18 protein-coding genes, 1 pseudogene and 1 riboswitch are annotated in these 24098 nt (G+C 62.7%); of the genes and pseudogenes, 11 read left to right on the top strand and 8 right to left on the bottom strand.

Annotated elements, in window-relative coordinates; translation table 11 throughout:
* The first annotated feature begins 11 nt into the window (after window positions 1–11).
* The 9 genes and pseudogenes from PZL22_RS01725 to PZL22_RS01685 all read left to right on the top strand — a co-directional run bounded on the left by PZL22_RS01725 (window position 12) and on the right by PZL22_RS01685 (window position 13318).
* Complete coding sequence (locus PZL22_RS01725; protein WP_284718426.1) at window positions 12–3038, top strand: aminotransferase class III-fold pyridoxal phosphate-dependent enzyme; 3027 nt, start codon at window positions 12–14, stop codon at window positions 3036–3038.
* A 106-nt stretch (window positions 3039–3144) separates the two neighbouring features.
* Window positions 3145–4320, top strand: a complete 1176-nt coding sequence (locus tag PZL22_RS01720; protein ID WP_284718425.1) for an ABC transporter ATP-binding protein — start codon at window positions 3145–3147, stop codon at window positions 4318–4320.
* Window positions 4313–5545, top strand: coding sequence for an ABC transporter substrate-binding protein (locus tag PZL22_RS01715; RefSeq protein WP_284718424.1), 1233 nt, complete (start codon window positions 4313–4315; stop codon window positions 5543–5545). The genes PZL22_RS01720 and PZL22_RS01715 overlap by 8 nt, the downstream gene beginning before the upstream one ends.
* Window positions 5546–5557: 12 nt before the next feature.
* Window positions 5558–6517 (top strand): carbohydrate ABC transporter permease, encoded by a 960-nt coding sequence (locus PZL22_RS01710; protein WP_284718423.1) that lies wholly within the window; start codon window positions 5558–5560, stop codon window positions 6515–6517.
* The gene (locus PZL22_RS01705; RefSeq protein ID WP_033048574.1) at window positions 6510–7322 is read left to right on the top strand and encodes a carbohydrate ABC transporter permease; all 813 of its coding nucleotides are present in this window, start codon (window positions 6510–6512) and stop codon (window positions 7320–7322) included. The genes PZL22_RS01710 and PZL22_RS01705 overlap by 8 nt, the downstream gene beginning before the upstream one ends.
* A 3-nt stretch (window positions 7323–7325) precedes the next feature.
* A complete protein-coding gene (locus tag PZL22_RS01700; RefSeq protein ID WP_284718422.1) occupies window positions 7326–9038 on the top strand; it encodes an amylo-alpha-1,6-glucosidase in 1713 nt (570 codons plus the stop codon).
* 7 nt (window positions 9039–9045) lie between these two features.
* Window positions 9046–10080, top strand: coding sequence for a LacI family DNA-binding transcriptional regulator (locus tag PZL22_RS01695; protein ID WP_004434875.1), 1035 nt, complete (start codon window positions 9046–9048; stop codon window positions 10078–10080).
* Between the two features lie 119 nt (window positions 10081–10199).
* Window positions 10200–12212 (top strand): beta-galactosidase, encoded by a 2013-nt coding sequence (locus tag PZL22_RS01690; RefSeq protein WP_284718421.1) that lies wholly within the window; start codon window positions 10200–10202, stop codon window positions 12210–12212.
* 102 nt (window positions 12213–12314) lie between these two features.
* Window positions 12315–13318: pseudogene (locus PZL22_RS01685) on the top strand (serine hydrolase domain-containing protein).
* Between the two features lie 119 nt (window positions 13319–13437).
* Here the strand turns inward: PZL22_RS01685 and PZL22_RS01680 are convergent.
* On the bottom strand, window positions 13438–14097 hold the full coding sequence (locus PZL22_RS01680; protein ID WP_004434881.1) for a peroxiredoxin: 660 nt from the start codon (window positions 14095–14097) through the stop codon (window positions 13438–13440).
* Between the two features lie 213 nt (window positions 14098–14310).
* Window positions 14311–14413, top strand: a riboswitch (TPP riboswitch).
* A 128-nt stretch (window positions 14414–14541) separates the two neighbouring features.
* Here PZL22_RS01680 and thiD point away from each other — a divergent pair.
* Both thiD and PZL22_RS01670 read left to right on the top strand, forming a co-directional pair.
* Window positions 14542–15342 carry a bifunctional hydroxymethylpyrimidine kinase/phosphomethylpyrimidine kinase gene (gene thiD, locus PZL22_RS01675; RefSeq protein ID WP_004434882.1) on the top strand — a complete coding sequence of 267 codons (801 nt, stop codon included), beginning with the start codon at window positions 14542–14544 and terminating at the stop codon, window positions 15340–15342.
* A 60-nt stretch (window positions 15343–15402) separates the two neighbouring features.
* Window positions 15403–15651, top strand: a complete 249-nt coding sequence (locus tag PZL22_RS01670; protein ID WP_033048577.1) for a hypothetical protein — start codon at window positions 15403–15405, stop codon at window positions 15649–15651.
* Window positions 15652–15693: 42 nt separating this feature from the next.
* Here PZL22_RS01670 and exoP read toward each other — a convergent pair whose 3' ends face one another.
* The 7 genes from exoP to exoK all read right to left on the bottom strand — a co-directional run bounded on the left by exoP (window position 15694) and on the right by exoK (window position 24096).
* Window positions 15694–18054: a succinoglycan biosynthesis transport protein ExoP gene (gene exoP / locus PZL22_RS01665; RefSeq protein ID WP_033048578.1), complete on the bottom strand. Its 2361-nt coding sequence runs from the start codon at window positions 18052–18054 to the stop codon at window positions 15694–15696.
* A 54-nt stretch (window positions 18055–18108) separates the two neighbouring features.
* Window positions 18109–19014, bottom strand: a complete 906-nt coding sequence (locus PZL22_RS01660; RefSeq protein WP_004434891.1) for a UTP--glucose-1-phosphate uridylyltransferase — start codon at window positions 19012–19014, stop codon at window positions 18109–18111.
* Between the two features lie 4 nt (window positions 19015–19018).
* Window positions 19019–20065 carry a succinoglycan biosynthesis glycosyltransferase ExoO gene (gene exoO / locus PZL22_RS01655; protein WP_004434894.1) on the bottom strand — a complete coding sequence of 349 codons (1047 nt, stop codon included), beginning with the start codon at window positions 20063–20065 and terminating at the stop codon, window positions 19019–19021.
* Window positions 20062–20991, bottom strand: a complete 930-nt coding sequence (exoM, locus tag PZL22_RS01650) for a succinoglycan biosynthesis glycosyltransferase ExoM (RefSeq protein WP_004434897.1) — start codon at window positions 20989–20991, stop codon at window positions 20062–20064. The genes exoO and exoM overlap by 4 nt, the downstream gene beginning before the upstream one ends.
* The gene (gene exoA / locus PZL22_RS01645; protein WP_004434899.1) at window positions 20991–21983 is read right to left on the bottom strand and encodes a succinoglycan biosynthesis glycosyltransferase ExoA; all 993 of its coding nucleotides are present in this window, start codon (window positions 21981–21983) and stop codon (window positions 20991–20993) included. Before exoA ends, exoM begins: the two co-directional genes overlap by 1 nt.
* Window positions 21980–23191, bottom strand: a complete 1212-nt coding sequence (gene exoL, locus PZL22_RS01640) for a succinoglycan biosynthesis glycosyltransferase ExoL (RefSeq protein WP_004434901.1) — start codon at window positions 23189–23191, stop codon at window positions 21980–21982. Before exoL ends, exoA begins: the two co-directional genes overlap by 4 nt.
* Window positions 23192–23286: 95 nt before the next feature.
* Window positions 23287–24096 (bottom strand): endo-1,3-1,4-beta-glycanase ExoK, encoded by an 810-nt coding sequence (gene exoK, locus PZL22_RS01635; protein WP_004434902.1) that lies wholly within the window; start codon window positions 24094–24096, stop codon window positions 23287–23289.
* Window positions 24097–24098: the final 2 nt, after the last annotated feature.

Here is a 24098-nt window from a genome sequence, read left to right as displayed (position 1 = left end):
CGAGTGGAACGATGACGACGAGCGAGATCAAGAACGTGCAGGGAATAGCAGCGATCGAGGCCCTGCTTGCCGCCGAACACGGCATCGCGGGAAAAATCCTGGCGCTGCCCGGCGAGCACGATCTCAATTTCCGCATTCAGGCGAGCGACGGTCGCGCGTTCCTGCTGAAGCTTCATGCCCTCGGCGCGCCCGAGGAGCTCGACATGCAGATCGCGGTTCTCGACCATCTCGCGCGCGAGGCGACGGAGCTGCCTGTCGCGAAGGCCCTGCCGAGCCGCTCCGGCGCCTCGTTCACCCGCGTCGAATTCAATGGAGCGCGCGTCGCACGTCTTCTGACGTGGCTGCCCGGGGAAACCTGGGCACGAGCCGCCGACCGCTCGAGCAACAGCGTCGAGACCCTTGGGGCGCTGCTCGGCAAGCTCGACCGCAGCCTCGCCGGTTTCTCTCATCCCGGGGCCAGGAGAGAGTACGCCTGGGATATAGCCCGGGCGGAGATGCACCTCGCCAATGTCGATCTGATCGAGGGTATGGAGAAGCGGCGAGCGGTTCGCGCGATCCTCGAGCACTTCGTCTCCACGGTGCTGCCGCGCCTTAAGGCTTGTCCCCGGCAGGTCATCCATAATGATGCCAATGACTATAACGTCCTCGTCGACGCCGACGGCTGCGTCAGCGGACTGCTCGACTTCGGCGATATGGTCGAGAGCAATCGCGTGGTGGAAGTGGCCGTCGCTTCCGCCTATGCGCTGATCGGTTCGCCGGATCCGATCGGCGCCATCTCGCGGCTGGCTGGCGGCTATCACGGCGTCAATCCGCTCGGCGAAACGGAGGCCGAGCTAATCTTCGATCTCGTGCGCACCCGCTATGCCGTCAGCATGTGCATGGCGGCGAGGCAGATCCGCGACAACCCCGAAAACACCTATCTGCTCGTCAGCCAGGAGGACGTCTGGCGGGAACTGAGACGCCTCGAGCAAGAGAACCGGCCCTTTGCCATCGCCCGCCTTCGCGACGCCTGCGGTTTTGCACCGATTCCGAAGGCAGCGCGGGTGGTGCGGTGGCTGGAGAGCAATGCTCATGATTTTTTGGGCGTCATCAAGCCGGGCATCGCAAGACCGAAACCAGCCGTCTTCGATTTTTCCGCGAACAGCTCCGAGACCTGGGCAGGTCTCGACAAGGACGTGGCGCAAGCGCGCATCGAAGCACATATTCATGCGGAGGGGGCGGATTTCGGCCTTGGCCTCTACGGAGAGGACAGAGCGGTCTACAAGGGTGACGCTTACCAGGCGACTGCAAGCCTGCGCCGCACGATTCACCTTGGTATCGATCTCTTCGCTCCCGCCAACGAGCCGGTGCATGCACCCTTCGCCGGCAAGGTCGCATTTTACCATGACGACGCGGTCCCTTACGGTTTCGGACCGACCATTCTGCTCGAACATAGGACGGGCGAGGGCGACACGTTCTGGACGCTCTACGGACATCTCTCCCGTGAAAGCGCCTCACGGCTGTCGATCGGCCAGCCGGTCGCCAGGGGCGAAGCTTTCGGGGCCATGGGGAATCGCGCCGAAAACGGCGGGTGGGTTCCGCATCTGCATTTCCAGATCGTCACCGATCATCTCGGCCTCGAGGGCCGCATGCACGGCGTCGGCGTCAAAGAGCAGTGGCAGGTCTGGCGAGAGATCAGCCCCGATCCGAGCGTCGTGCTCGGCCTTTCCGTTCCGGCGTCCGTGATCGTCGAGCGCGACAAGGCGTTCCTGGTGCGCGAACGCCAGCACCGCATCGGTCGCTCCCTAAGCATCGCCTACGGCTCGGCGCCTCTCAAGATCGTTGCCGGCGAGGGCGCCTACCTGATCGATGACGAGGGCACGCGCTGGCTCGACATGGTCAACAATGTCTGCCACGTCGGCCATTGCCATCCGCGCGTCGTCAAGGCGGCGCAGATGCAGATAGCGCGGCTCAATACCAATTCGCGCTATCTGCATGACAGTCTGGTGGAATATTCGCGCCGGCTTGCGGCGCTCTTCCCTGATCCGCTGAACGTCTGCTTCTTCGTCAATTCCGGCAGCGAGGCCAACGATCTCGCGATCCGGCTGGCGCGCGCCTATACCGGCAACCGCGACGTCATTACCGTCGATCACGCCTATCACGGCCATCTGACAAGCCTGATCGATGTCAGTCCCTATAAATTCGCGGGCAAGGGCGGGGAAGGGCGGCCGGCCCATGTGCGGGTCGCCGAAATGCCGGACCTCTATCGTGGACGCTATCGCTATGGCGATACAGACGCGGGGCGCAAATATGCCGAGGACGTGAAGCGTCAGATCGATGCTCTGGCGGCGGAAGGGCGCAAACCCGCGCTCTTCTTCAGCGAGGGCATCCTCGGCACGGGCGGTCAACTGGTGCTCCCGGAAGGTTATCTCAGAGGGGCCTATGCGCATGTACGTGCGGCCGGTGGGTTGTGCCTCGCTGACGAGGTCCAGGTGGGGTTCGGCCGTGTCGGCAGTCATATGTGGGCGCATGAAACGCAAGGAGTCGTGCCCGACATAGTCACCATGGGCAAGCCGATCGGCAACGGCCACCCGATGGCGGCGGTGGTGACCACCGAGGCGATTGCCGCGGCCTTTGCAAATGGAATGGAATATTTCAACACGTTCGGCGGAAACCCGGTATCGGCCGGGATCGGCCTCGCTGTGCTCGACATCATCCGCGATGAGCGCCTCATGCACCATTGTGCGGTCGTCGGAAACCGTCTGATGGATGGAGCGCGCGAACTCGCCAGCCGCCATACCATCATCGGCGACGTGCGCGGTTACGGTCTCTTCAACGGAATCGAGCTCGTGCGTGATCGCGACACCCTTGAGCCGGCCGCAGCGGAGCTCGACTTCGTCATTGCCGAAATGAAGGAGAGGCACCGCATCCTGCTGTCGAGCGAGGGACCGCAGCACAACGTGCTGAAAATCAAGCCGCCTGCGCCCTTCAGCGCAGACGATTGCGACCGTTTCCTCGAGGCCCTCGACGCGGTGCTGGCGCAGGTAAAGGCCGCCTGATGGAAATTTTCCTCTTTACAACGAAGTTAAACGTTTTTATTGGTGATATAAACGTTTAACAAGCTGATGAGCAAGCGGTTGATCAGCCGCCTGCCGGGAGGGGAGCTTGGCCACAATCCGCATCGACAATCTTCGCAAGTCCTTCGGCACCAATGAAATTTTGAAGGGCATCGATCTCGAGATCGCCGACGGCGAGTTCGTCTGCTTTCTGGGGCCGTCCGGCTGCGGCAAGAGCACGCTCCTGCGCTCGATCGCCGGACTTGAAAATCTCGACGGGGGATCGATCCGACTCGGCGACCGCGACATCACCGATCTGCCGTCCGCCAGGCGCGACATCGCCATGGTCTTCCAGAACTACGCGCTCTATCCGCATATGAACGTGCGCAAGAACCTTTCCTTCGGCCTTGCGCTGAACGGCATGAAGCGAAACGAGATCGACCGGCGTGTCAACAATGCGGCCGAAATTCTGAGGATCACGGAGCTCCTGGACCGCAAGCCCCGCCAGCTTTCCGGCGGCCAGCGTCAGCGTGTGGCGATCGGCAGGGCGATCGTGCGCGAGCCGAAGCTCTTCCTGCTAGACGAGCCGCTCTCCAATCTCGATGCCGGTTTAAGAGTGACGATGCGCGTCGAACTGGCGGCGCTGCACGAACGCCTCGGCGTGACGATGATCTATGTGACGCATGATCAGGTGGAGGCCATGACCCTCTCCGATCGGGTCGTGGTGCTCGACAAGGGACGCGTCAGCCAGTTCGGCACGCCGCTCGAACTGTTCTATCGTCCGGCAAATCTCTTCGTCGCCGGCTTCATCGGTTCACCGCGGATGAACTTCCTGCCGGCGGGTGTCGCGGAGCAGGTTGCGACCCGCGTGACGCTTGCCGGAGGCGGCTTATCGCGGCCGGTGACGCTCGATACCTGTTCGTCCGAGCCGCTCAACCGGGATCGTCCGGTCACCCTCGGAATTCGCCCCGACAAGCTCGAATTGACTCCGCCGGAGGAGGCGCATCTCGCCGGCACGGTGAGGCTCGTCGAGCGGCTCGGCGCGGAAAGTCACGTTCATATCCGTGTCGAGGGCGGTGGTGATCTGACCGCCGTGGTGCGCGGCACCCATCCGGTCGCGAGCCGAGATCAAGTTCATCTCCGCCTGCCCCCCGAGCACTGCCATCTGTTCGATGCCGAAGGCACGGCGATCGCGAGGCGGCTCGATCCGGAGACGAAGGCACTTATCGATAACGAGAAGGCAAGGGGCGCGCGTGCGCCGGTTTTGGAGGAGAGACATGCCTGATATGAAAACGACGATCATCGGAGCGCTTTTGGCCCTGTCGGTTGCCGGCGCGGCGACTGCGCGCGCAGAGGAGGTCTTGCGTTTCGCGACCTGGGACACGGGCGAGAGCCTTGCCATCCAGCAGGCGATCGCCAAAAAATTCGAAGAGAAGCACCCCGGCGTGAAGGTTCAGGTCGAACCCTATGCCGAGGGTTACGACCAGAAGCTCGTCGCCGCCTTCGGAGCGGGCAATCCGCCCGATGTCATGTATATGTGGAGCTTCCCGCAATACTACACGTCGCTGATGCCGCTCGATGAGCTGATCGCGCGCGATTCGGCCGAGATCAAGCCGGACGATTTTCCGGAAGGCCTGATGAACACGACGCGTATCGAGGGCAAGACCTACGGCATGCCCTCGGGATTCACCACCCAGGTGGTCTTCTACAACAAAGAAATGTTCGCAAAGGCGGGTGTCGAAGAGCCGAAGGAGGGCTGGACCTGGGACGATCTGCGCGCAAAGGCAGCCAAGTTCCGCGACGAGGCCGGCAAGGTCTACGGGTTCGCCGTCGACGCCAAGCCGGACCCCTATGATTTCGAGCAGTTCCTGTGGTCGAACGGCACGAAATACATCTCCGACGACGGCAAGGAGATCGATGGCTACATGAATAGCGACGCGGCCGCCGCCGTGCTCGGCATGTTCGCCGACATGGCCAGGAAAGAGGAAGCCGTGACGCTGCACCTCGGGGACGAAACGGGGGGTGACACGCTGTTCCAGGGCGGCAAGATCGCCATGTTCCAGAGCGCCATGTGGGACAAGGCAGATATCGATGCCGCCGGCTTCAGCTATGGCGTCGCGCCGCTGCCGACATTCGGCGACCGTCCCGCCCATTCGGCACTCGGCGTTTCGGCGATCTCCATCGCCAAGGACGCCGCCCATCCCGACCTCGCCTGGGAATTCGTGAAGTTCTTCTCCTCGCCCGACTCGGTCGCGATGCGCGTCAACGACCTGCCGGTGCGCAAGAGCGTGGCCGAGGCGAAAGGGATGACGAAGGACCCTGTGTACAAGCCCTTCTTCGATATTCTCGCCACCTCCAACACCGAAAGGCACGCCTATCTGAAGAACGCCAACTGGGGCAAGATTCAGGACAATCTGGCACGCGCCATCGAGGCGACGATGATCGACCAGGGCAATGCCAAGGCCCATCTCGACGATGCGGTCAAGCGCTCCAAGCGCCTGCTGAAGTAAGGAGTGCGGGGGATGGACATGGCTGCCCATACGGGACCGAAGGCGGAGTTCGTTCGGCGCAGACGAGCAAATGCCGGGCGGCATCTTGCGCCCTTCCTGTTCATCTCCCCATGGATACTGGGGTTCCTCTTCTTCACCCTCGGCCCACTCTGCTTCTCGCTGACGATGAGCTTTTTCGACTGGCCCGTCGTCGGCGAGCGCACCTTCGTCGGACTCGACAACTACCGCTCGATGTTCATGGAGGACCCGCAATTCCGGGAAAGCCTCTGGATCACGGTGAAGTTCGCGGCGATCTACGTGCCGTTCAACATCGTCATGTCGTTCCTGCTGGCGCTGTTGCTGCACCATGCGACTTTCGCCAGCGGCTTCTTTCGCACGGTGTTCTATTTGCCGAGCGTGATCTCGGGCGTTGCGCTTGTGACGATCTGGAGCTGGATCTACAGCAGGGAATACGGACTGTTGAACTTCATGCTCTCGCTCGTCGGCATCGATGGACCGAACTGGCTCGGCGATCCCAGCCTGGCGCTGGTCGCCATCATCGTCGCAAGCCTCTGGGGCCTCGGCGGTACGATGCTGATCCTTCTCACCGGTCTCAAGGCCATTCCGAAAGAGCTCTACGAGGCCGCGACCGTCTCGGGGGTTCCGGGTTGGGCGCAGATGGTGTTCATCACGCTGCCGATGCTCGGGCCGATGCTGATCTTCACCTTCATCACCTCGATCATCTCCGCATTCCAGCAGCTGACGATAGCGCTTCTGCTGACGAAGGGCGGCCCTCTCGGCTCCACCTATTTCTTTGCCATGTACATCTACGACAACGCCTTCAAATATTTCGACATGGGGTACGCCGCCGCCGGCTCCTGGGTGATGTTCGTCATCGTGTTGACGCTCAGCCTCGTCGTCATGCGCTGGTCCGCCGCGTGGGTCTATTACGAGGGCGAGGTCCGGCCGGCCGATGGAGACCGCGATGCGTAAGACCGTCCTCTATGCGACGCTGATCCTGCTGTCGGCCCTGTTCATCGCGCCGTTCTACTGGACTTTCATGACGGCGGTCAAAAGCACGGCGGAGCTATATCGGTTCCCACCGGTCCTTTGGCCGTCCGAGTGGCACTGGGAGAATTTTGCAGCCGCCTGGAACAAGCAGCCCTTCGGCACCTATCTCTCGAACTCGCTGATCGTCGTCGTCCTTTCGACGGTCGGCCAGCTTCTTTCGAGTTCGCTCGTCGCCTTCGGCTTCGCCCGCTTCCGGTTTCCCGGACGCGACGCCCTGTTCGTGCTGCTGCTCGCGACCATGATGATACCCTGGGACGTGAAGATGATTCCGCTCTACATGGAGTTCAACATGCTGGGCTGGATCAACACGCTCAAACCCCTGATCGTGCCCGCCTACTTCGCCGACGCCTTCTTCGTTTTCCTGCTTCGCCAATACATCATGACGATACCGATGGAGATCGACGAAGCAGCCCGCATGGACGGAGCGAACAGCTTCGACATCTACTGGCGCATCCATCTGCCTCTGATGCTGCCGGCCCTGGTGCTGGTCGGCACCTTCCATTTCATGAATGCGTGGAACGACTATCTGGGGCCGTTGATCTTCCTCAACGATCAGTCGAAGTACACGCTCACCCTCGGGCTTTCGATGTTCAAGGGCCTGCATGAGATCGACGTCACCTCGATCGCAGCGATCACCGTCATCCTCTGCCTGCCGCCGCTCGCCCTCTTCTTCCTGGCGCAGCGCTATATCATGGATGGAGCCGTCGGCTCTTCGGTGAAGGGATAGGCAATGCTGTTCGATATCGACCATGTTCCCTTCAGCCGAAAGGGGCGCTTCCTGACGCTGTCGACGATGCGTGTTCCCGGTCTTGACGGCGAGCGTGCGCTTTACCTCAGACGCGTCAGCGGCGGCGACGAGCGTCCTTCGCTCGGAAGGCTGTGTCGTGTCGAGTTCCTGGACGGGGAAGGCCGGCCGGCGGCGACGCGCTTCCAACTGTCGCCGGATCAGCTTGTGGCGCGGACCGGCGAAGGCATCGTCCGCTTCGTCATCGGAGACGGCGAGCGGTTGCACATTCGCGGAGAAAATGCCGGCGTGCGTTTCCATGTCGAAGGATCGCGCTACGACTATGTCTACCGCACGCCCGGCGGCGAATGGTGCCTCGTTGCAGCGGGTGAGAACGTGAAATTCATTCCGCGGGGCCGTCTTGGTGAACTCGCCGTTTCCGGCAAGTGGGACAGGGACCGGTCCACCGATGTTTCCTTTACGCTCTCGGGCGAGGGGACATTCGAGGGCAATGTCGATTTCTTTCGCGCCCTCCCGCCGCCAGAAGGACCCGGCAGCTTCGAGGAGGCACATGCAGCCGTTACAGCCGAGTTCGGCGCGTGGTGTCGATCGATCCCGGCGGGTGTCCCCGGACAGGAGGAAGCGCAACGGCTCGCGGCGTATCTCCTTTGGGCGAACACCGTGCCGGCCGAAGGCGTGCTGACGCGGCCGGCGATCTACATGTCGAAAAACGGCATGATCAACATCTGGAGCTGGGACAATGCCTTCTCGGCCCTCGGCGTTGCCGCCTTCGACGAAGAGCTCGCCTTCGGCCAGTTCGCAGCGATCTTCGACCATCAGGACGCTTCCGGCCTGCTGCCGGACTACGTCAACGACCGCGAAGCGCTCTTCGCCTTCACCAAGCCCCCCGTTCACGGCTGGGCCGTCTCCTGCATGGCGCGCGATAATCCCGCCTTCCTGACGCCGGAACGCCGAGCCTATCTGCGCGATGCGATCGGCAGGCAGGTCTCCTACTGGCTGACCCACGGCCGCGCCGGCAACAATGTGTTGCCGAGCTACTTCCACGGCAATGACAGCGGCTGGGATAATGCGAGCTTCTTTGCCGAAGGCGGCCCGGTTCTGTCACCCGACCTTCCGGTCTTCCTCATCCTGGCCTGCGAGGCGCTTGCCAACCTGCTGGAGGATGATCCGGGAAAAGCAGCCCGATGGTTGCGTATCGCCGACGAACTTCAAGCGCTCCTCGTCGGCACGCTCTGGACCGGCGAAACTTTTGCCGCGCGTCTTGCCGCCGATCCCGAACGAATTCTTCCGGGCGAGAGCCTGATCCAGTTCATGCCGCTGCTGCTGGGCTCCCGCTTGCCGGCAGCAATGTGCCGCCAGCTCGTCGCCCGGCTGGTCGAAGGCGCGTTCATCACCGATTGGGGCCCGGCGACGGAGAGCCCCCGGAGTCCCTTTTACGAGGACGATGGTTACTGGCGCGGACCCATCTGGGCGCCGACGACCTATCTCCTGTGGGATGGAGTGCGCCGCCAGGGCGGGGGTGCATTGGCGCGGGAAATCGCGCAGAAGTTCTGTGCACTTGCCAACGCACACGGTATGGCCGAAAACTTCGACGCGCGCTCGGGCAGGGGCCTTCGGGACCGGGCATTCGCCTGGACGTCCGCAGTCTATCTGCTGCTGGCGCAATCCCTCCGCGACGAAAAACCGGTGAAGAGTTGAAGCCGTCATGCAGCGACCGACCATAAAGACGATAGCGCGGGAAACGGGACTGTCGATTGCGACGGTCTCCAAGGCCCTGAAGCATTCTCCGCAGGTTCGCCCGGAGACCAGGGCCGTCGTGCTCGATGCGGCCGAACGCGTGGGCTACGAGCTCAATCTTCACGGCGTGCAGCTGCGCACCGGCAAGACCTATCAGGTTGCCGCCATCATGACGGCGCCGGGCCCGAAGGAAAACGAATGGGAGGGCGTGGAATATGCGCAACTCCTCAGCGGTATTTCCTGGGCGCTGGAAGAAAGCCCCTATCGCGTCTCGCTCTATGCCGTGCGCGACTTCCAGGAAAGTCAGGAAACGATCAGGCAGATCGTTTCGATGAAGAAGGCGGACGGTATCATCATCTCGGGCACGCGCGCCGACGATCCGCGGATCCGCTTGATGCAGGAAGCGGAGTTCCCCTTCGTGACCTACGGGATGAGCATCCACAATGCGCCGCATGCCTATGTCGATGCCGACAACGAGCAGATGATCCGCCTGTCCATGGCGCGGTTGATCGAGCGCGGCCACAGGCGGATCGCGCTGCTCAATCCGAAAGAGCAGTTCGCCTATGGCGTCGTCCGTCTGGAAAGCTACCGCAAAGCGCTCGAAAAGGCGGGCCTGCCCTACGATCCCGCCCTCGTCGCTCATGGTCGGCTGACGCCGGCATTCGGCCGGGAGAATGTGGTGACCATGTCTGCGCTTGCCGATCCGCCCACCGCCTATATCTGTGCCAACGAAGCCACCGCGCTCGGGGCCTTTTCCGGCTTCCACGCGCGCGGGCTGGTGCATGGGCGTGACGCGGTCATCAATGCGACCGACGACTTGAACGTCAGCCAGTATTTCGCACCGCCGATCACGAGCTACTACCTGCCGATCGGCGAGCCGAGCGCGCTGCTCGGCAAGTTCATCCTGCGGCGGATGGAGGGAGAACCGCCCGAGGCCCTGCAGACGCTCCTGATGCCGGATCTCATCGAGCGCTCGGACGACCGGCTGAGGCCGGAACGATGACCGGCCAAGATGCCGCAACGCTCCGGCGCGCAATATAAACGTTTACATTAGCCAGACCGGATCGCAATTGTCGCGACGGTTTCTCCGCCGACAATCGAAATACGACAAAGGACTTTACCTTGCACATGCCGCTGACTAGCCCCAATCACTTCAACTCCGACGCACGGACGCCTGACAGGCTTGAGCTCGGCGTGTGCTACTACCCGGAACAATGGCCGCGCGGGAAATGGGCGGAGGACGCCCGGCGAATGGCCGAGCTCGGCCTCTCCTGGGTTCGCATCGGTGAGTTCGCCTGGGCGAAAATAGAGCCGCGGTCGGGCGAATTTCATTGGGAATGGCTGGACGAGGCGATCGATGTTCTGGGCAAGGCCGGCCTCAAGGTCATCCTCGGCACGCCGACGGCGGCCCCGCCGAAATGGCTCGTGAACCGCTATCCCGAGATTCTGCCGGTGGACGCGACCGGAGCGGTGCGCAAATTCGGCGCGCGACGCCACTATTGCTTCTCGAGCCGGCGTTACCGCTCCGAGGCGGCGCGCATCACCGAGGCGATGGCGCGCCGCTATGGCGAACACATCTATGTCCATGCCTGGCAGACGGACAATGAATATGGCGACCACGACACGATCTACAGCTATTCCGCCGAGGCGGTCGGGGCGTTCCGCTTGTGGCTGGCCGAACGCTACGGCTCGATCGATGAGCTGAACCGCGCCTGGGGCACCTCATTTTGGTCGATGCGCTACGATAGCTTCGAGGAAATCGACCTGCCGAACAATCTCGTGGAGGAGCCGAGCCCCACCCACGGGGTGGATTTCATCCGCTTCTCTTCCGATCAGGTGAAGAGCTTCAACAAGGCGCAGGTCGACATCATCCGGGCGCATTCGCCCGGGCGACCGGTGACGCACAACTTCATGTCGCAGAACACCGATTTCGATCATTACAGGGTGGGCGAGGACATCGACATCGCCTCCTGGGACGTCTATCCGATGGGCGGCCTGCTCAACGGACGCCTCGCAGCGAAGGACAAGGAGCATTATCTCCGGGTCGGGGATCCCGACCAGCCGGCCTTCAACCACGATCTCTACCGCGTCGTCGGCCGCGGCCGCGTCTGGGTCATGGAGCAGCAGCCGGGGCCGGTGAACTGGGCGGCGCACAACCAGTCCCCCGCCGACGGCATGGTGCGGCTCTGGACGTGGCTCGCCTATGCCCATGGGGTCGACATGGTCTCCTATTTCCGCTGGCGGCAGGCGCCTTTCGCGCAGGAACAGTTTCACGCGGGCCTCCTTCTTCCAAACAGCGAGGCGGATCAGGGCTATCTTGAAGTCGCCGAAGTCGTCGCTGAAATGAAGCGCCTGCCCGAGGGAGAGGTGCGTGGCAAGGCGCAGGTCGCGATTCTTCTCGACTATGAATCTCGCTGGGCGACACGCGTCCTGCCGCAGGGGCGGAGCTATTCCGCTTCGGCGGTTGCGCTCGACTGGTATTCGACGGCGGCCCGCCTCGGCGTCGATGTGGATTTCATCGGCCAGCACTCGGACCTCGACGGATACAAGCTGATCCTCGCGCCGGATCTCGTCATTGCCGAGGAGGCTTTCGTGGAGCGGCTCGCGCGAGCGGATGCCAAGGTGGTCTTCGGTGCGCGCAGCGGCAGCAAGACGAGGGACATGCACATCCCCGAGGGACTACCACCAGGACCGCTGGCGAAGCTCATCGATGTCAGCGTCTCGCGGGTCGAGTCGCTGCCGGAGTTTCACAGCGAAACCGTTCTCTATGGCAACGAGGCCTACGAGGCGGGCGGTTGGCGCGAGACCGTCAGGACGAACGAGACCGTTCTCGCAAGCTTCGACGGGGAGTATCGTAACGGCACGCCGGCGCTCGTCGGCAACGACAAGGCACGCTACCTGGCGGTTGCGGCCAACGGCGCATTGCTCGACAAGGTGATCGGCGACGCGCTCGGCTGGGCTGGGTTGGAAAGCCTGCCCGACCTCGGCGATCTTCGCGTGACGCGCCGTGGCAATCTCCGTTTCGCCTTCAATTTCGGCCGGATCCCCGCGGAGGTGCCCGCGGGCGCCTCGGCCGAGTTCTACGTGGGAGGCCGCACGCTAAAACCCGTCGATGTTGCGATCTGGAGGGAATGAACCCCGGAGCATCGATGTAGCCGACCTTTCGGCGAGGTCACATCGTCGTGAGCTTGGATTGCACTTGATGACTTGTCGTGCCGTTCGCCCTAGGTCGAACGCATGACTATGCTCGTTATTACGCTCCTTGCACTCCTCGGTTTCCACTCGGCGGCAGCCGCGCAGGATCAGTCCGTCACCACCTTGCTGACGAGCCTGGAGACCAGGGACGAGTTGAAACCGCTGAAGACTGTGGTCGTTGCCAGGGACGGTGAGACGGTCTCCGAGAAGGGTTATCGCGGCCACACGCCCTCGGAGTCGACCAACATCAAGTCTGCGTCGAAATCGATCGTGTCCGCACTTGTGGGCATCGCGATCGACAAGGGTCTGCTCGACGGCCCGGAGCAGAGATCGCCCCGCTCCTGAAGGAAGACCTCCCGTCGCAGGCCGACCCCCGGATCAACGACATCACCATCGGCAACCTGCTTTCGATGCAGGCGGGATTGGGGCGGATGTCCGGACCGAACTACGGCCGCTGGGTGTCTAGCCGTAATTGGGTTCGTTTCGCACTGGCACAGCCATTCGACGACGAGCCCGGAGGGCGGATGCTTTATTCGACCGCCTCGACCCATCTGCTCTCGGCAATACTGACCAAGGTCGGCGGCAAGCCGACACTGGCGCTTGCGCGCGAATGGCTCGATCCGGTCGAGGGTTTCCGGATCGGTGCCTGGGAGCGGGATCCCCAGGGCATCTATCTCGGCGGCAACCAGATGGCGATGAGCGCGCGGTCGCTGCTTGCCTTCGGCGAGCTCTATCGCAATCGCGGCCGCACCGCGGACGGACGGCAGGTCGTCCCGGCCGATTGGGTCGATCTTTCCTGGCAGCCGCGCACCGCCTCCCGTTTTACCGGCGACGGCTATGGATATGGCTGGTTCACGCGCCGGATCGGCGACGAGGATGTGTATTACGCTTGGGGCTATGGCGGCCAGATGCTCTACATAGTGCCGTCCCTGAACCTGACGGTGGTCATGACGTCGGATGAAAGCGGCCCCTCGGCACGCAACGGCTATCGCGACGCCCTGCACGGGGTTCTGGCGGAGATCATCTCCACCGCCAAAGCGGATTGAGGCAGGATGGTTCTGCCCTGTGGGTATTAAACAAGAATGTTAGGAAGAAGCGGTAAGGGTGCGTCAACCCTTGATGAATTGACGCGCCCTTACGACTGACTGTTGGCCAGCGGGTTTTGCTATGCCGTTGGCTGCTTCGTCTTCCGGAGATAGGGAAGCACGGTGTCGAAAGAGCCGAAACGCTGCACGGCGTCCTCGTTGGAGACGGCGGCCGTGATGATGACGTCCTCGCCCTGCTGCCAGTTGGCGGGCGTTGCCACCTGATGCTTGGCAGTGAGCTGGATCGAGTCGATGGCGCGCAGTATCTCGTTGAAGTTGCGGCCGGTGGTCATAGGATAGGTGAGGATCAGCTTGATCTTCTTGTCGGGGCCGATGACGTAGACCGAGCGCACCGTGGCATTGTCAGCCGGGGTGCGGCCTTCGGACGTCTCTCCGGCGCCGGCCGGCAGCATGTCGTAAAGCTTTGCCACCTTCAGATCGCGGTCGCCGATCAGCGGGTAGTCGACCTCGAAGCCGGTCGCGACCTTGATGTCGTTCTTCCACTTGGAGTGGCTCTCGACCGGATCGACCGAGATGCCGATGATCTTGACCCCGCGTTTGCGGAACTCCGGCTCGATCCCCGCCATGGCGCCGAGTTCCGTCGTGCAGACGGGGGTGAAGTTCTTCGGATGGGAGAAGAGGACAGCCCAGCCGTCGCCGATCCATTCATGGAAATTGATCGTGCCCTGCGTTGTCTCGGCGGTGAAATCAGGGGCGGTATCGTTGATGCGCAGACTCATGGCGTGTTCCCTCCTGTACGACGAAATTTCGCTAAGAATAACGCAATCTCCGCCGTTTTCGAGGAGGAAACGAGCGATTGACGGCGGCAGAAGGAATGACTGCATCATAGCTTGCCAATCTGCGGGTATATTTTTGCCGGCTGGCCTAAAAGATAGGTCTTACAAGCCTTTGCGCGGGCGCGTTGACATCGGTCTGCTACAGCCGCATAGATAGCGCATTCCGAGGGGAGCACTAGACGGTGCTGAGATGGCGTTGAGCCGGACCCTTGAACCTGATCCGGGTCATGCCGGCGTAGGAACGGAAAGAAGGCCGCCAGCGGCAAGTTCGCCTTTTCATCGCCTTTTCCTGGATCTCCGTGATGTTCCGTCTGGAGATCGATCGATGACGTCCATTGCCGTACCACTCGCAAGCATCATCTGCCCTCGTGCGAAGGAGGACTGCGCATGACGGCGATCGCGCTCAGCATCGCCGGCTCGGACTCGGGCGGCGGCGCCGGCATTCAAGCGGACCTCAAGACGTTTTCAGCGCTCGGCGTTTACGGCGCCAGCGTCATCACTGCGATCACGGCCCAGAACACCAGGGGTGTGACGGCCGTCGAGGATGTTTCCGCTGAAATCGTGTCGGCGCAGATGGACGCCGTCTTCTCCGACCTCGACGTGAAGGCCGTCAAGATCGGCATGGTCTCGCGTCGGGAAACGATCGCCGCCATTGCTGATGGATTGCGCCGGTTCGGGAAACTGGCCGTCGTGGATCCCGTCATGGTGGCTACCTCCGGCGATGCGCTGCTTCGTCCGGATGCCGTTGCCGCGCTCATCGAAGAACTGTTGCCGCTGGCGCTCGTCGTCACGCCCAATCTTGCCGAGGCCGCGCTCATGACCGGGCGCGCAATCGCCGGGGACAAGGCGGAGATGGCGCGCCAGGCGGAAGCGATCATGCGGACGGGCGCACATGCGGTTCTGGTCAAGGGCGGGCACCTGAAGGGCCAGGAGGCCACAGACCTCTTCTTCGACGGCGACACTCTTGTCCGCCTTCCCGCCGGGCGGATCGAGACGCGCAACGACCACGGCACCGGCTGCACGCTTTCGGCAGCCATTGCCGCCGGCCTTGCGAAAGGCGTGCCGCTGATCGAAGCGGCGAGCGCAGCCAAGGCGTATCTGCATGCCGCAATCTCAGCAGCCGACAGCCTGGAGATAGGTCAGGGGCGCGGTCCGGTTCATCACTTCCACCGATGGTGGAAAGATTGACTGCCGGGTGACGGCTCGGGGCGCTGAAGTGCCTCGCTATCGCCACGGTTGTTCAGCAGCATGACCGCTCCATGGCTTCGATTGGCAATCGGTTTTCGCGATATGCACTTTCTTACCCGCCGGCTGGAGGCTTTCAACCGTGACGACCTGCCGGATTGGCGGCGGTCGCCAAGCAGGGCGCGGCGTGCTCTTTCGATCCTGCCGTCGCTGGTCGAATATTCGCTCTTCTACGCGCTGGCACTGATTGCCCTTACGGCGGTCATTGCGTTAATGGCAGCCGCTTGGATCGTCGATCGCCGCAGGGTCTGACGGCGAAAGGCCGCGCACACAAGTGGCGCGGCCGCGGTCGCCTCAAGCGGCGGTGTTTTCCGTGATCGTATTCTCGACGTAATATTTGCCGTAGCGATGGCGATATTTCTCCGCCCCGTCGAAGTCGCTGTATTTGCCGAGCTCGTTCATGTCCGTCTTGTTGAGGATGACGCCCAGCACCTTCGAGTTGATCAACGGTTCCGAGTGGAGCAGATCGCGTACGAGCCGCGAAGGCGTCCTTCCCCATTCGACCACGAAGAGAATGCCGTCGGCCAGCGGCGCGAAGGCCTTGGCGTCGACGACAGGGGCGAGTGCGGCAAGATCGACGACGACATAATCGAAGGCGTTGCGGGCGTTCTCGATAAGGTTCGCCATGGCCGGCGAGGCGAGCAGTTCGTTGCTCTGATGCCGCTGATGCGAAGCGCCGCCGGCCGGAAGGATTGCCAGCTTGGTGCGCTGGTCCACCTTGATTCCGGCGGGCCAGGTGGCTTCTCCGGTCAGCGTTTCGACGAGCCCGGTGCGCGGGGCGGGCGTGATCATCTGGGTCAGTCCCGGCTTGCGTATATCGGCATCGATGAGCAGGGTGCGCTTGCCGCTCGCCGCCAGTAGTGCGGCGAAGTTCGCAGCAATGATCGATTTTCCCTCGTCCGGAAGGGCCGATGCAATGGCGATCACGCGGCTTTCGCTGCCGGCCAGCATCTGGTCGCAGGCAAGCTTGGCGTTGCGGAAGGTCTCCGCGAAGGTCGAACGCGGCGCGTCGACGACGATACGTGAAAGTCGTTGGAACGGCATCGTATCGTCCACCGCTTCGTCGTGTCTTTTCACTGAGCCGAAATGCGCATGGACCAGTTGCGCCTTCTTCTTCATGCGCGTTCCGAGCAGCGGAACGTAGCCGAGCGAGCGATGGCCGAGGATCGAGCGTATGTCGCCCTCCAGGCGGAAAGTCCGTTCGCGGAATTCGAGGAAGGCCGCGTAAGCGCCGCCGACCATCATGCCGAGCACGGCCGAGAGCGCGAGAGTCATGGTTTTCTTGGGGCTCGACGGCGACACGGGCACGCCGGCCTCGGAGATGACGCGAGCCTTCGCGATCGGGAAGGATTGCTGCTGCGTCGCCTGTTCGTAGCGCCCGAGATAGGACTCGTAGAGCGTCTTCAGAGCCGCGGCCTTCTGTTCGAGCTCTCTTAATTGCACGAGTTGCTCGCTGGCGTCGGAGGTCTTGCCGGCAATGCCCTGGATGCTCTTCCTGAGCGATTCCTCGCGCGACTGGGCGACCTCGTATTCGTTCTTGTAGCTTGCAGTGAGTTGCTGCAGTTCCTGGTAGATCTGCCGCGCGACATCCTCCTGCTCGACACGGAGCGATACCGCCTGCGGGTGGTCGGCGCCGAAATTGTCCGAAACTTCCCGCTCGCGCTTGCCGACGGTGAGATAGCGCGTCCTCAGGTCACGGATCACCGAATTGTCACCCTCCTTGGAGGAAATGGTCGCGTTCTTGACCGCGTTCTCCGGTCCCTGGTCGACGATTGATTTGTATTGGTTGTAGCGGGCCGACGCACTTGCCGTATCGGCCTGGGCGACGATGAGCTGGCTGTTGAGGTCGGCCATCTGCTGCTCGGACATCAACTCGCCCCGCGCAGCCGTCAGACCGTTCTCGGCCCTGAAATGCGCGACTTCAAGCGCGGCGGCCTGCGAGCGCTGCTGGAGGTCCGTAAGCCGTTCCTGGAGCCAGACGGATGCGCGCTCGGTCGCCTCGAAATTGGCGTTCAACTGATCGGTCAGATAGGCACTTGCGTAGCCGCGCGCGATCGTCGCCGCGAGCAAGGGGTCGCTCGAGCGAAAGGCCACGGCCACGACCGAGCTGCGCGAGACACGCTCGACCGCGAGCGATTGCTGTATGATCGCGGCCGCCTTCTGCCGCCGTCCGTTGCGCGCTGCCTCCTCGGTGACATCCGGCTCGCCCGAAAACAGCCCGGTTGCCGTCTTCAGCCATTCCTTGACCATGTCGACCGGGGAGCGCGGCGGATTGAGGATGGTATCGTTTTCCGAAAGCTTGAGCTTGTCTACGACGCGCAGCGCAAGTTCGCCGGACTTCAGGATCTCGACCGCACTCGCAATCTGGGTGTCGAGCATCTGGCTGTTTACCGGGGCAGGCTCCTCCTCGGCGTATTTGGACAGGTTTTCGTCGAGAAGGATCTGCGTCATCGACGTGTAATAGGGCGTGGCAAACAGGAGATAAGCGGCCCCCAGCGCAATGAAGAGCACGACGAATGCGGCCACAAGCCGGGCACGACGAAAGACTGCGGCGACAAGCCGGTCGAGGTCGATAAAGCCGTCTGACTGTTCTTCGCTGGGCGTGATGCTGCTCAATGGAACGCTTCTTTGTTTCATGGGGGCCGTTCTGTTCATCTTCTTCTCCGGTCCTCGCTCCGGCAGTCCCGCAGGACTGCCGGAAGCGGTCGCTTATGCCGCCCGGATGCGGCTTTCGTGAGACAGAACCATGTCGCGGACGGATTCGAAAACGATATCGCCGATGTCCGCACGAGCAAGGGCGAAGGCGACATTGGCTTCGATGAAGCCCTGCTTCGAACCGCAGTCGAAGGTGCGGCCTTCATAAGGATGCGCGTGGAAGGACTGGGATTGCGAAAGCGTCAGCATGCCATCGGTCAACTGTATCTCATTGCCGGCGCCGCGCGTCTGGTGGGCCAGAATCGAGAAGATTTCCGGCTGAAGGATGTAGCGGCCGTTGAGATAGTAGTTGGACGGCGCCTTTCCGGCGGCGGGTTTTTCGACCATCTCGGTCACGGAGAAACCGTGCCGGACCGTCTCGCCCTTGCCGACGATGCCGTATTTCGATGCTTCCTCGGGGGCGCATTGCTCGACGCCGACGACGTTGCCGCCAACCTCGTGATAGAGGTCCATGAGGCCGGCCATGCAACCGCGCGCGCCGAAGGAGACCATGTCCGGCAGCAGAAGCGCGAAGGGCTCGTCGCCGATCAAGTCACGCGCACACCATACCGCGTGCCCGAGGCCGAGGGGGGCCTGCTGACGTGTAAAACTGACCGAGCCGGCTGCCGGCAACATGGCCTCGAGTTCGGAAATCTGCGCGCTTTTGCCGGAGCGCGAAAGCGACGAGATGAGCTCCGGCGCGTCGTCGAAATGGTCCTCGATCACCTGCTTGTTCCGGCTGGTGACGAAGACGATATGCTCGATTCCGGCCTGGCGGGCCTCGTCCACGGCATACTGCACGACTGGCCGGTCGACGATCGTCAACATCTCCTTGGGCACTGCCTTCGTCGCCGGAAGGAACCTCGTTCCGTTTCCGGCAACTGGGATTACTGCTTTTCTGACGGTCCTGACACGGTCCATTTTATCATCCTTTGCTTATGTGGGGGTCGTTGCCCAGCGGGGATCGTTCAGCCGCCGCCGTCACGGGGGCGGCACGGGGGGCCGAATGGGAGGAGGGATGCACGAATCGCGCGGCAAGGCGGCGCAATCGGGCAGCGATCGGCATGCTGAGATGCCGGAGCGCAAGCGGGTCGGCCAGCGCGGTCTTGAGCGCGCCGGCCAACGATCTCTTTTTCAACTGATCGACGAGGACCAGGAACGAGCGAGCTTCGCGGAAGCCGCGCATGCGCCTGTGCTGCATTTTCTGCGCAAGGCCGTCGAGCGCGTAGCGGCGCAGGAACGCCTCGTCGGCGGCGATCATCGCGTCTATGTGATCGAGCCTCAACACACGCGAGATGGAACCCTCGCGGATATGATAGATGTAGCCGGCGGACGGCTCGACCGCGCAGCGCCCGCCACAGGCAAGGGCCGATGCCAGCAGGATGTAGTCCTCGCCGATGCGCAGCGTCTCGTCGAAGCGAAGCTGCTGGTTTTCCAGGAAGCGGCGCTCGAAGATCGGTTTCATGTAGCCGAAATTGTGCTCGGATCGAAAGAGCACATTGGACTCGATGAAGGCGGGAAGCGTGAGCTGCGGCAGCCGGGCGAGTTCGGCTTCGGAGAACATCCTGAGACTGCGTCCGTCCAGCGAGACGACGTCGAGATTGTCGACGGCGATCTGCGCCCCGGCCGCGTCCGCTCGCTCGATCATCCGCCTGAGCCGGTCCGCCCGGACCGTGTCGTCCGAATCGAGAACGGCGATCCACCGGCCGCACGCCGCTCCGATGCCGGCATTGCGTGCGCCGCCCGGACCGCGGTTGCGATCAAGGGCGATCAGGCGGACCCGGGGATCCGGGATCGCCGCCACGAGCGCGGGCGTCGCATCTGCCGAGCAATCGTCGACGACGACGACCTCGACGGTCACGCCTTCCTGCGCCAATGCGCTTTCGATCGCGCGCACGATCGTATCCGCGGAATTATAGGCGGCCACGACGAATGTGACGTCGGGGACCTTGTCGATCGCCGGAGGGTTCATGCCGAGGTCACCTCGCGGGCTCCGTATTGTTCGATTTCCTTCAGCCCCAGCAGGCCGCTGATGACGCCGGCATGCAGTACGGCACGTAGCGCAAAGCGGTTCCGCCTTGCGGCCGAAGGAAAGCAGAGGACCGCGGCAGTTGCGCAAAAGCCGGACTTTGCCCCGGCAAGGGAGACATTCCAGGCCTGGCGCAAGCCATTGGCTTTCTCGGCGAGAAGGCGTCCATGGGTCTGTCCGGAGCGGAAACGACGCTTCGCAAGCCAGGCAAGAGAGGCCCTGTTTTCCGGTACCGGCTCATGCACCCAGGCTTCCGGCGAAAAGGCGATCATTCCGCCGGCGCAGTGCATCCCAGTGAAAAAATCCGTGTCCTCGCCGCCGCTCTTGCCGAGTGAAAGCTTGAAGCGCCGGCCAAGGAGCGAAGCCGCATCGCGCCTGAGCAGCGCATTGCAGGTGTATCCGGTCCGGATTTCTCCCTTTACCCAGACCGGCAGCGTCGAGTGGAAATCGCCGCTGCGCATCCAGCCGGGAGCCGTAGGCCCGTAGTGCGCCCTGACGGGACCGAGCACGGCGGCGGCTCCCGTGATGCGCGCAGTTTCCAGAAGGCGGACCAGCCAGTCGCCGGAAACGGTCTCGTCGTCATCGAGGAAGGCGAGGAAGTCGCCGGTGCTGTTGTCGAGGCAGCAATTGCGGGCGATCGAGATATTCGAGTGAGGGCAGTGAACGTAGAGAATATCGAACGGCATCTGCGGGCGAAGCCCTTCGACCAGAGCCCTGGCGCTCGGTTCCGCGTCGTTGTCGGCGACGATCACGCGCAGCCTGGCGCGCTCCGGCACGTTCATCGCAGCCAGCGAGCGAAGCGTTTCGGCAAGCTCCGGCCGGCGATACGTGCAGACGCCGATATCGATGTGAAGAGGCTCGTTCGGCATTAGGCCACCCTGCGGCGGAAGTCGAGGAGTTCCCGCCAGAACCCGGCGGACCAGGCAAGATGCATGACCATGGCCGCAACGGCGGCGAGCGGTCCGTAAGGATTACGCTGGCCGAGCGCCATCCAGACGCCATAGCCGAGGCATGCGGCAGCCCAAACCCCGACTGGCACCACGGCCATCCAGTTGACGATCGCGAGAAGCGCGCCGAAAGCGATGGGTGCCACCGCAAGCGGCAGCATCTGCCTGAGCCCCGGCATTGCGCGATGCTTGAGGAAGTTCTTTGCCCGGCCGCGGCCGTAGCCGAAATATTGCCAGAACAGCGGGACGAGCTTGGCACGCGGATAGTAGACCATGCTCGTCTTGTCGGTCATCCAGATCCGGTAGCCGGCCTTTCCGAGGCGATAGTCGAGTTCGGCGTCCTCGTTGTGGCTGAAGCTCTCGTCATAGCCCCCGACAGCCTTGAAGGCTTCGATGCGCATCAATGCATGGTGACCGTGCTCGGCCCAGTGACCGACGGCACCGGTGCGGTGCTTCGAACCGCCATTGCCGAGCTTGGAGTTCTGCGCGAAGGCCGTTGCCTTCTGGAACGTGCTGAAACCGACGGTCTGCATGGCGACCACGACCGAGTCCGCGCCGGTCGCCAAGGCATCCTCGACAAGCCGCTCGCAATAATCGTCCGGATAGGTGCCGTGGGCGTCGATGCGGATCAGGTAGTCGCTGCCGGCGCCGAGTTCGGCGACCGCACGATTGACCGCTGCGCTTTGTATGCGCTTCGGATTGTCGAGGAAGAGCACCCGTGGATCCTCAGTGGCAAGGCGCCGGGCGATCTCCCGCGTTCCGTCCGTGCTGCCGCCGTCGGCAATGACGACCCGCGCGTTCAACGGTGTGAGTGACGGGCGCAGCTTTTCGATCAGCGCCTCGATATGCGAGGCCTCGTTGAGACAGGGTATGACGATAAGGCTCGACGTGGACGTCAGTTCATCTGAGCTCATAGAAATCCACCTTCTTTGTGGCTAGAACCTGCCATCGCGACTACGGGAACGGTCTGCGGCGCCTGCAGCGTGAGCGTTGCCAGCTGCCGCACCAGAGCTTCGCAATCCGTCCGGTCGAACACCCAGGATCCCGGATTGCAGCGGCTGATACGCTCCGCGGCGTCGGCATAGCAATTTGGCGTCAGCGGACCGAGAACCGTGGCGAGGCTCTCAACGTCGGCTCCCTCGAGAACGAGGCCGATGCTCCGCACGGACAGGAAACGAGCGGTCTCCGTCCCCTTCATGGCGATCGGGATTCGGCCGTGGCGGCAGCCTTCGTAAAGCCTGTTCGGCAGCAGCCAGGCAGAATTCTGGCCCTCCTCGAAGAAGTCGATCGCCCAGGTGAAATGGACCTCGCCATAGATTTCCGCCAGGTCTTCGGGATTGCGATAGGCGCCTTCGAACCGCATGAAGGGCTCGTCGCGAACGAAGCCGTCGAAATCGTCGAACTCGGAATAGGCGGGCCTGCCGCGCATGACGATCTCGAAGCGGCCCTCCATCTTGCGCGAGAATTCGGCGAGAAGGGCGAGCGACCTGCGGCAGCGAAGCGCTCCGAACCAGCCGATCTTCCAGGGTGCGCCGGGCGGCGGGCTCTCGGCCGGTGAGGCCGTCCGCCGCTCGACCGTGCCGTCGATTTCGAGCACCTTGTTTTCCAGAAGCATCGGCGGAGCGCCGATGCCGGAAAGGGGCCGGAAATAATGCTCGATAAAGGCGGGGGAACTGGTGATCAACAGGCGCGCATCCTTGCCGAGTTGGCTTTCGGCCGCGCGCAGCATCCGCCCGACGATATCCTTGCGCAGCATGAGGCGATGGATATCGAGGCATTCGTAGACGATGGGAACCGTGCCGCCGAAGAACGCGACCGCTCTCCTCGCCACGGCAAGCATCTCCAGATTGCGTGCGATGATGACATCGGGCTTGCGGACATGGCCGAGCTGACGTTGCAGCGACAGACACGCGCGGGCGACGGCACCGATTCGCTGGGCGAAACGACCGTCGGCGGTGGTTCCGAGTTCGATCGGCTCGACGCCGTCGATGGCCGCCAGCGGATTGTCGCCGCGGCGGAAGCCGGCGAGCGTCACGCGTGCGCCGCCCGCGACGAGCGTCAGGGTTCTCCGGCGCACTGCTGGATCGGCAAGATCCTGTGCCAGATAGAGTATCTGCAGCATGAAAACGTCCGTTTTCCTGCCCAGCCCGGGGCCGAGCTTAGTTCAATTCTTTGTGCACTGCAACAAAATGGATAAATTACTCAGTTACCGGCCATTCACTCGGATTGCGCCCGCTCTAGCTGGCAGGCGACCGACTCGGCGAACTGGCATTCGTCGCCGGCAGCCGTGAAGGCGACACGATCGACCTGGAGCTTTGTCGGCTCCTTGTAGGAGAAGGTGCCCATCCAGTCGGTGAGCGTGTCCGTGCCCCAGAGGCTGAAGAAAATCTTCTGGGCGTTTACCGGGATCTTCGCCGGATCGGTCACTTCGTGAACCAGTTCGCCGTTGACGTAGTACCGGATGCGGTTCTTTTCCCAGACGAAGGCGTAATCGTTGAAACCCTGGTTGGCGCCGCCCGGAACGTCGGCAAGAAATTCGTTGCCGCCCGTTGCCGATACATACTGGTTGATCTGGACCTTCGCCGTGTTCTTTCCGAGAACCTCGAAATCGATCTCGTCATGCGGCTTCTTGTCGGTGGGTCCGATATAGGTGAAGAAGGCCGAGTTCAGGCCGGAACCGTCGGCCGCCTTTATCCGGGCCTCGTAGGTGCCGTAGCCGAAGCGCTTGCGCGTCTGGATTTCGCCGCAGGCGAAGTTGCGCTCCTTTACCTTCTTCTCCTCGAAGGTCAGCTCCAGAATGCCATCGACGGTCTTCACCTGCTTCTTCGACCAGGTGCAATTCTGATGCCCGCCATTGTTCCATCCGTCCGAGACGAACCAGACGCGGGTGTCGAGGGTGTCGAAATCGTCCTTGAAGGACTTGCCGTTGGCGCCTTCCTGCGCGGCCGCCGCGGGCGCGAGGCCGGCGAGAGGGAGCGTTGCGATGAAGGCGAGACGGGCAAAGCGTCTGTAGCGATCGATTGTCATTG

Source organism: Ensifer meliloti (genome assembly GCF_030064585.1).
Lineage (GTDB): Bacteria > Pseudomonadota > Alphaproteobacteria > Rhizobiales > Rhizobiaceae > Sinorhizobium > Sinorhizobium meliloti.
The sequence above is the reverse complement of the archived record's forward strand: the minus strand, read 5'-3'. Positions and strand labels throughout refer to the sequence as shown.